Annotated in this window: 1 protein-coding gene; it reads left to right on the forward strand. The window is 41.9% G+C overall.

Going from position 1 to position 1,515, the window contains the following annotated elements:
- Positions 1-302 precede the first annotated feature (302 nt).
- A partial coding sequence (locus DSOL_RS26070; RefSeq protein WP_075367596.1) for an IS110 family RNA-guided transposase occupies positions 303-1,515 on the forward strand: 1,213 nt, incomplete at its 3' end.

Consider the following 1,515-nt stretch of genomic DNA (forward strand, 5'->3'; position numbering starts at 1 on the left):
GTTATATCCATTCCTTTCGCTTCGCTCAAGGCACAAAACGTAATGAAATCGTTGTGCTTGGAGCGAACTTTTTATTACACTAAACCCATAGGGATACCAGTAAACTACAAATCACGTGGAGGTGAGTGGGCTGCCTCATTTTATGGGGTGACCGCATTGTTATATGTGTAGTTTGTCTTTCCAAGCACAAATAAGTGTGACTTCGAGCACGCAGACTTATCTTTGTATAAACATTACTCGTTTATTGCCAGACAAACAGTCAATGCTGTCTATCCCTATAACACTTAGAAAGGAGTCTCCCTATGGGTTTAAAAATCGTATATCCCATCTGTTGTGGAATCGATGTCCACAAAACCTTTGTTGTTGCCTGTATTGCTTCGACGAACAACAAAGGGGTTACCACCTACAAAAGCCATCGCTATTCTACCTTTACCAAAGGACTGAAAGAGCTGTCACAATGGCTTAATGAAAATGACTGCAAAGATGTTTGTATGGAATCTACTGGGAAATACTGGATTCCCATATTTAATGTTCTTGAAGATTCCTGCAACATCACGCTGGCACATCCGAAATACGTCAAAGCCATTCGTGGTAAAAAGACGGATAAGAAAGATGCCAAATGGATTGCCGATTTGTTTAAACATGATCTTGTCGCTGGAAGCTTCATGCCTCCTCTGCCGATCCGACAGCTTCGTGACCTGATGCGCTATCGGTTTAAGTTGACTAATTTTATGTCCAGCGAGAAAAATCGACTTCAAAACAGCTTAACGGTTTCTAATATTCAGCTTGGCAATGTGGTTTCAGATACCTTCGGTAAAAGCTCCATGAACATCATTGACAAGCTCTTGGAAAATCCGCTTGATACCTCTTTTGACATCGAGCCTTTGATCCATGGTTCCATGAAGAAGAAGGTTCCTGAACTCGAACTCGCGATCGACGGATTGATTACACCCGAACAAGCAGGAAAATTAAAAGTCATTCAGCGACATTATGAAGACCTAAATTCCTGTAAAGCGGTTCTTGAAACCATTATTCTTTCCCTTGCCGAGTCCTACTCAGAAGAAACCAACCTCATCTTAACTGTTCCGTCCTTTAAAAACCTGTTTTCCGCCATTGCCGTGGTTTCGGAAATTGGTGTGAAAATGGACGTGTTCCCGACAGCTAAGCATTTATGTTCCTGGGCAGGACTTACTCCCACTAATAACGAGAGTGCTGGCAAGAAAAAGTCAGTAAGGATTTCAAAAGCAGGCTGTTACATTAAGCCACTATTAGTACAGTGTGCAACCGCCGTTGTCAAAAGTGATAAGCACCCTGAAATCCGAAACCGCTACTTAAAACTCAAGAAGCGTCGAGGTCACAAACGTGCAATTATTGCTATTGCGCGAATGCTGCTAACTGCAATATATAACATCTTGAAGAACAAAGAGCCCTATAACGCTGAATTGTACAAAAAATCGGACGTTCTTCCAGTAGACCGTGAAATCACGGTAGAACAAGCGATTTTATTGGCAAAAG

The sequence above is a fragment of the Desulfosporosinus metallidurans genome, from assembly GCF_001936615.1.
GTDB classification, from domain to species: Bacteria; Bacillota; Desulfitobacteriia; order Desulfitobacteriales; family Desulfitobacteriaceae; genus Desulfosporosinus; species Desulfosporosinus metallidurans.